This is a genomic window from Bacillus sp. K2I17 (assembly GCF_002209985.1).
GTDB classification, from domain to species: Bacteria; Bacillota; Bacilli; order Bacillales; family Bacillaceae_G; genus Bacillus_A; species Bacillus_A wiedmannii.
Genome location: NZ_NJGF01000124.1, coordinates 1 through 1,285 on the forward strand (window position 1 = coordinate 1; position 1,285 = coordinate 1,285).

Below are 1,285 nucleotides of genomic sequence, written 5' to 3' on the forward strand. Positions count from 1 at the left end.
TGGTCTGCCCCCATTTGGTGAGACAAAGAAAAAACACCTAGATAATATGTTTCCTATAAGCTATAGGTGACATATTATCTAATTTTCTCTGAATCCGTTCATTATTATAGTAGTGGATGTATTCATCCACAGTTTGTATTATACTAGAATTATTCGATTGTTTTATATTTTGCGCATAGAATCCTTCGGATTTCAAATGAGAATGAAAGGATTCTATGAGGGCATTATCATGGCAGTTTCCTGTACGAGACATGCTTGTGATAATGCCTTTTTCTGTGGCATATGTTTGAAATTGTTTTGATGTATACACCTTTCCTTGATCCGAATGTAAAATCGTATCAATCACATTTCGCTTTCTTAAAGCCTCTTTTAGAGTATCTAATACAAGAGAAACATCCTGTGTCTCAGCTATTTTATAACTTACAATTTCATTGTTAAACCCATCTATAATAGATGAAAAATAAAGAGTCTTATTGCCGAACATCAAATACGTGATATCAGTGAACCATTTTTCATTAGGCTTGGTAGCTTTAAATCTCCGTTGTATTCTATTTTTAGCTACCACTGGTTCATGGCCGAGCACAAATATCTTTTTCTTTTTTCTAACCCGAGATAATACGTTGTATTTTCTCATGATACGTAATACTTTTTTATGATTCATTACGATGTTAAATTGATCACGTAGACAAGCTGTAACCCGACGATATCCATACCGATATTTATGATGTTGACATATTTCTATTACGGTTTTTTCTTCATGATTAGTTACTGGTTTCTCCTGCTTTTTCCAACGATAATAAGTGGCACGTGAAATATTAAATATGGAACACAGTTCTGCAATTGTAAAAACTGATTGCCATTCCTTTATCATTTTCATTATTTCTTCTTTTCCTCCCACCTCCTTAAGATTTCTTGGCACTTTTCCAGCAATATAATCTTTGCCTTTAAATAACGTATTTCTAATTCTTTTTGTTCAAGTTCTGTTAACCTTTTTAAGCCTTTTCCATGTGCAGATTGTCTTCCAATAGACTGTTCAAACCGATAGGTTTCGCCTTCACGATACCATTTCATCCAAGTTTTAATTTGAGCCACATGCTTAATTCCTAAGGCATCCATAATTTCTTTGTTTTTGAATCCTTGGTGTTTCATTTCAACTACTTTCCACTTTATTTCGGCGGGATAATGCGTCTTTTTCCCCATAAGAAAAACACCTCCATTAAAATCATAACTGATACTTACGATTTAGAGAGGTGTTTTTTTCGTCTCATTCTAAGGGTTCACTCCA

At 33.7% G+C, this 1,285-nt stretch carries 1 protein-coding gene; it reads right to left on the minus strand.

The window, feature by feature from the left end:
- Nucleotides 1-37: 37 nt before the first annotated feature.
- Nucleotides 38-1,200, minus strand: a protein-coding gene (locus CER22_RS31025; protein ID WP_088610505.1) for an IS3 family transposase whose coding sequence is annotated in 2 segments (ribosomal slippage) — nucleotides 38-933 and nucleotides 933-1,200 — 1,164 coding nt in all. Because the reading frame shifts where the segments join, the coding sequence is not laid out codon by codon here.
- Nucleotides 1,201-1,285: the final 85 nt, after the last annotated feature.